At 24.5% G+C, this 5,755-nt stretch carries 8 protein-coding genes; 6 read left to right on the top strand and 2 right to left on the bottom strand.

Annotation, left to right across the window (positions count from 1 at the left end; translation table 11 throughout):
• The first annotated feature begins 631 nt into the window (after positions 1-631).
• The 3 genes from Q0V09_RS06955 to hcp all read left to right on the top strand — a co-directional run bounded on the left by Q0V09_RS06955 (position 632) and on the right by hcp (position 3,235).
• The gene (locus tag Q0V09_RS06955; protein ID WP_297487892.1) at positions 632-1,111 is read left to right on the top strand and encodes a DUF1971 domain-containing protein; all 480 of its coding nucleotides are present in this window, start codon (positions 632-634) and stop codon (positions 1,109-1,111) included.
• 141 nt (positions 1,112-1,252) lie between these two features.
• Positions 1,253-1,549, top strand: coding sequence for a hypothetical protein (locus tag Q0V09_RS06950; protein ID WP_297487890.1), 297 nt, complete (start codon positions 1,253-1,255; stop codon positions 1,547-1,549).
• A 24-nt stretch (positions 1,550-1,573) separates the two neighbouring features.
• On the top strand, positions 1,574-3,235 hold the full coding sequence (hcp, locus tag Q0V09_RS06945) for a hydroxylamine reductase (protein WP_297487888.1): 1,662 nt from the start codon (positions 1,574-1,576) through the stop codon (positions 3,233-3,235).
• 139 nt (positions 3,236-3,374) lie between these two features.
• Here hcp and Q0V09_RS06940 read toward each other — a convergent pair whose 3' ends face one another.
• A complete protein-coding gene (locus tag Q0V09_RS06940; RefSeq protein ID WP_297407669.1) occupies positions 3,375-3,635 on the bottom strand; it encodes a cupin domain-containing protein in 261 nt (86 codons plus the stop codon).
• Positions 3,636-3,744: 109 nt separating this feature from the next.
• On the opposite strand from Q0V09_RS06940, the gene Q0V09_RS06935 reads away from it, so the two are divergent.
• The gene (locus Q0V09_RS06935; protein ID WP_297407671.1) at positions 3,745-4,182 is read left to right on the top strand and encodes a MarR family winged helix-turn-helix transcriptional regulator; all 438 of its coding nucleotides are present in this window, start codon (positions 3,745-3,747) and stop codon (positions 4,180-4,182) included.
• 104 nt (positions 4,183-4,286) lie between these two features.
• A complete protein-coding gene (locus Q0V09_RS06930) occupies positions 4,287-4,487 on the top strand; it encodes a hypothetical protein (RefSeq protein ID WP_297407673.1) in 201 nt (66 codons plus the stop codon).
• A gap of 94 nt (positions 4,488-4,581) precedes the next feature.
• Here Q0V09_RS06930 and Q0V09_RS06925 read toward each other — a convergent pair whose 3' ends face one another.
• Positions 4,582-5,337: a Cof-type HAD-IIB family hydrolase gene (locus Q0V09_RS06925; protein WP_297487886.1), complete on the bottom strand. Its 756-nt coding sequence runs from the start codon at positions 5,335-5,337 to the stop codon at positions 4,582-4,584.
• 170 nt (positions 5,338-5,507) lie between these two features.
• Here Q0V09_RS06925 and Q0V09_RS06920 point away from each other — a divergent pair, with 170 nt between their 5' ends.
• Entirely contained in the window at positions 5,508-5,723 is a 216-nt protein-coding gene (locus tag Q0V09_RS06920) for a hypothetical protein (protein ID WP_297487884.1), read from the top strand.
• Positions 5,724-5,755: the final 32 nt, after the last annotated feature.

The raw sequence follows: 5,755 nt of genomic DNA, 5'->3' as shown, positions 1-5,755 counted from the left end.
ATAACAACCTCCTAATTTTAATATATTCATATAATTATTTTATAATTAATTATATGATTTTATTTTAAAAAAATCAGTAACATATGTTACATTTTAATTAATGTTTTTTAATTAAAAATATTTAATAATATTTGATATACACAAAAAACAATCAATTATAAGTAAACTTAGAATTGTTAACCAAATATTAAATTTTAAAATCTTAAAGTTACAAAGTAGGGATAAAATAAAAAATAATATAATAAATTTTAATATCATAGAAAATAGTATTTTCATAAATAAATTAATAAATATCATAAGTACATCCTTTTAAATTTGTTGAAAAATTCTTGAAAAATGAGAAAAGTATATGAATATTAGGAACGTTAAATATTATCGATATATATTAAAATAACATATTTTCGTTTATAAATAGTGTGATAAAAATCACGTTTTTGTAAAATGAGAACAAATAAAAAAAATAATTTAATTTTCAATTAAAAATAAAATAAAAAACCATACGTATAATATACTTGAAAAAATAGTACTAAAAAAATAGTATTGTGGCATAGTTTAATAATTTAAATTTGATATTTTTAAAAGATTGTGTTATAAATAATTGTACCGAAAAATATTAAAGAGGAGGAAGAAAATGTGTAATTGTAAAAGAGAAAATGAAATTCCAAATTATTTAACACCAGATATTGAAGGAAATGCATCAGAGGTTATTGAAGAGGAAATTAATGAAAAAATAACAAAAGATAATCTGAAAGATATAAAATTATATGATTCACAAAAACTACCAACTGATTGTATTAAAACTGGAGAAACACCTATTTTAAGTGATGAAAAATATTTTCCAGAATTAGTAAAAAAACATATGACCCCAAAGGATATTTATGGTGTGTTAAAAGTTTTATGTGGAGAGTTAGAATTTTTATGGAACGATGAAAATAAAATATATACAGTAGATAAAGATCATCCATTGATAATAGAACCTGAAAGATATCATCATGTTATTATAACTGGAAGAGTTCAATTTATTATTGAATTTTATAAGGAATTTTCAAACAAAAAAAATAAAGAACACAATAAAGAAGCTTTAAGACCTGGAGAAAAATTTATTCATTAATTTAAATATTTACTTTTGAGGAGGTTAAGATTATGAGAACATTAACAACTATAAATATACAGTATGCACATAGATTCTGTAAATTCAAAAATAGGTTTTCTTTCTCCTTGCGGACAAATAAAATCAATAGCATGGGATTATTTGAAAAACTTTGATCATTCTATTATTTTAGAGGAAGATGATCCTTTATTGCCTAAAATTTTAGAGGTTTATGATATTCAAGGAATAAAAGATGGTTCACCTACTAATAAATTAATTGGTTTAAATATTAATAATGAATTAGCTAAAGGATATCCAGAATGTAGATTAATTGTAGTTAAAAAAGTATCAACATGTGAAAACTTAATAGAAGTATTTTATAGTTTATTGAAAAATAAATTAAATATAAAAAAAATAACATTTATATCTGGAGAAAATTGTGCTTCAGCTGAATTTTAAATAAATATTAAGGAGACTGTAATTATGACAAATAGAGAAGAGAAAATGAAAATGTTTTGTTTCCAATGCCAAGAAACAGCAGGAAATAAAGGATGCACTATAATGGGAGTTTGTGGGAAAAAAGCTGTAACTGCAAATCTACAAGATTTATTGATCTATACTTTAAAGGGGATTTCTATATTAAGAGAAAAGTTATCTTTAGAGGATAGATTAAAAAATAAAGAACTTCATGAAAAAGTAGATTATTTTATTGTAAATTCACTATTTATAACTATAACTAATTCAAATTTTGATGATGAGGCTATAAAAAAAGCGATATTATTAGGAATAAATTTAAGAGAAGAATTAAAAAACATTTTAAAATTAAAAAGTTCACATGATTCAACACTATTTAAAATTAAAACTTTAGATGAAATGATAACAAAAGCACAAGAGGTTAGTGTTTTAAATACTATTAATGAAGATATAAGATCTTTGAGAGAGTTAACAATATATGGATTAAAGGGTATGGCAGCATATTATGAACATGCTAGAAATTTAAAATTTGAAAACCCAGAAATAGTTATGTTTATAGAAAAAGCTTTATCAGCAACTTTAAATGATAAATTAACAGTTCCAGAATTAATTAATTTAGTTTTAGAAATAGGAAAATATGGTGTTGATGCAATGGCTTTATTGGACTCAGCAAATACTAAAACATTTGGAAATCCAGAAATATCAAAAGTAAGCATTGGAGTTAGATCAAATCCTGGAATTTTAATTTCAGGTCATGATTTAAATGATATTCATCAACTATTAGAACAAACAAAAGATATGGGTATAGATATTTATACTCACTCAGAAATGTTACCAGCTAATTATTATCCAGAATTAAAAAAATATCCACATTTAGCAGGAAATTATGGGAATGCTTGGTGGAAACAAAAAGAGGAGTTTGAGACTTTTAATGGCCCAATTGTATTCACTACCAATTGTATTGTTCCTCCAAAAGCGGAAGCTTCATATAAGGATAGAGTCTTTACAACTAATGCTTCAGGATATCCTGGATGGAAAAGAATTAAAATAAATCCAGATGGAACTAAAGATTTTAGTGAAGTTATAGAGATTGCTAAAAATTGTAAAGTACCAATAGCAATTGAAGAGGGCAGTATTGTTGGTGGATTTGCTCATAATCAAGTAGTTCAATTAGCTGATAAAATTGTAGAAGCTATAAAATCAGGAGCTATAAAAAAATTCTATGTTATGGGTGGATGTGACGGTAGAATGAAATCAAGAGAGTATTATACTAAATTTGCTAAAAATTTAAGTAAAGATACAATAATATTAACAGCAGGATGTGCTAAGTATAGATATAATAAACTAAATTTAGGAGATATTAATGGAATCCCTAGAGTTTTAGATGCGGGACAGTGCAATGATTCATATTCATTAGTTTTAATAGCCTTAAAATTAAAGGAATTATTCAATTTAGAATCTATCAATGATCTTCCGATTGTATATAATATTGCATGGTATGAACAAAAAGCAGTAATTGTTTTATTAGCTTTATTACATTTAGGAATTAAAAATATACATGTAGGACCTACTATTCCAGCGTTCTTATCTCAAAATGTATTGAATGTATTAATTGAAAAATTAAATTTAGGAACAATTTCAACAGTAAATGAAGATATAAAAAATTTCTAATAAAATTTTGAAAAAAAAGCAGCTCACAAAAAAATGTGGGCTGCTTTTCTTTTCTATAATCATTCACAATTTTAAGTTTCAATTCATATAATGTAAAAAAAAGTTATAGATAATTATTCATCTATAGCCTAAAACTATTTTAACCAACCTTTGGTATTAAAAATGCTGTAACATACAGGTCACTTTCTGATTTTAAAGAATGACGTTTTCCTGCTGGAGCTAAAAATATATCTCCTACAGACAGTTTAATCTCTTTATCTTCTAATATTCCAATTCCTTCTCCCTTTATACAATAAAATATCTCATCTACTTTTTCATGTTTATGTAATGGAACTACTTTAGTTTTTGGTATATGATAAACATGTTTTACTATTGATTCTTTAATTGCTTCTAAATTCATAATTTCTCCTTTTTAAATTTCATTTTTCAATTATATATCTAATTAGATATATTGTCAAGATTTTAATATTTACTTGCATCTTTCTGCCTATACCTGTTATAGTTTTAATATGAACTATAACGATATGGATATTTTAAACTTAAGAGTGGTTGTTGCTCTTAGTAGATGTACTCAATCAACAACAAAGAAGTGTTTAAAGGCTATTAAAAGAAACAAATTAACTCTTGGACAATTTGCTGTTTTAGAGATGCTATATCACAAAGGAGACCTTAACATTAATGATATTATTAAAAAAAGTTTATCTTCTATTGGAAATATTAGTCTAGTTATAGATAATCTTGTAAAACTATCTCTTGTTGAAAAAAAGAAATGTAAAGTTGATAAAAGAATTACTTACGTTTCAATTACAAATCAAGGAAAAGATTTAATTAGCAATATTTTTCCTGATTATTTAAAGGACTTAAAAGAGATAATGTCATATCTTGACAATTCAGAAAAGGAGATATTAATATCTCTTTTAAAAAAATTAGGTAAAAATAATATTTAAATTTTGCATTACACTTTTTAAGGTTTTTCCATTGACTTTATTAAGGTTATGGGGTAATATTTTAGGAATATAATTTTTAATTTTAATAAGTTTAGGGAGGAGATATGTCTGTAAATACGAAAGGAAAATTGAGACAAAGAAAACAAAATCCCACTACTGATTTGAATCTAACAGAGAATCAATTAGCTGAATTAGATCAAATAGCAGCTGTAAATAATACTACTAGAGATCATATTATTAAAATATTAATTGCTGAATATTTGAAAAATCCATCAAAATTTAATGGTGGTCCACTAACATCTTAATTGTGAAATGCAATATTTACCTCCTTGAGGATTTCTTATAGAATAGATATTTTTCTATTTTATATTAGATTTTAAGGAGGTTTTTTTATTTTTTTTAAATTAATCCAAATTTTTTACATGCTTTATAAATTCCATCATCAGATACTGTATCAGTTATATAGTTGGCAGCTTTTTTTAATTCTGCTTTTGCATTGCCCATAGCTACTCCAAGTCCAGCATACTTTATCATCTCTAAATCATTTAATCCATCACCAAAGGATATTATTTTATTCTTTTCTATTCCTATTTTACTAGCAATTTCTTCTATCCCTACAGCTTTTGACCGATCAATTTTTGTGAGATCAAACATTCCATTTCCCCAAGATACTAGACGATAATTCTCTTCTAAAGTCTTAAAATATTTCCCTCCATCTGGAGCAAATAAAATTATATTTTCCACTTCTCCTTCTAATTCTTTAAGAATATTAATACTATCTAGCATATGATGGGCTTGTTCTTTTTTTAGTGTTTCTATATCAGATATGTATATCCCTCTTCCATTGGAAAAGCTATAACAATATCCTTTATTTTTACATATATTTCTAATTTCTTCGAGTATATCTTGAGGATAAGAATATTTATAAATTATTTCTTCTTTATATTTAACATAGTGTCCATTACTAGCTATATAATTATCTATTCCTGTTATATTTAGTATCTCTTCTATATTTTCTCTTTCTCTTCCTGTGGCAATAAGGCATTCTATTCCATTTTCTTTTAACTTTTGAATTGCTAATAGAGTGGTTTCTGGTATTTCATTTCCTTTTATTGTAAGAGTTCCGTCTATATCAAATACTACAAGTTTATACACAATTATTCTCCTTTAATTTTTTTTCTTAGTATATAAATACTATATTTTCTTAAAAAAAGCAATATTCATTTTGCATTGCACTTTTCCAGTGATTTTCGTTGACTTTATTAGGGTTATAAGGTAAAATTATAGAAATATATTTTAAAGATTCTTGTTATTTTTATTTATTTTTGGGAGGTCGTATATCTATAAATATTAAAGAGAAATTAAGACAAAGAAAACATAATCCCACTACAAGTTTAAGAATTAAAAAATTTAAATTAGATTATTTAGAAAATTTAGCAGATTTTAATAGAACTACCAAAAGTAGAATACTTCAAGTTTTAGTAGATGAATTAATGAAAGATCCAATTAGATTTGGATTTGATCAAATAATATTGAAATAGTGCAATGCAAATATTGACCTTCTTAGAGATTT

Source organism: uncultured Cetobacterium sp., from assembly GCF_947039425.1.
GTDB lineage: Bacteria > Fusobacteriota > Fusobacteriia > Fusobacteriales > Fusobacteriaceae > Cetobacterium_A.
This window is presented reverse-complemented; position numbering and strand designations above follow the sequence as displayed.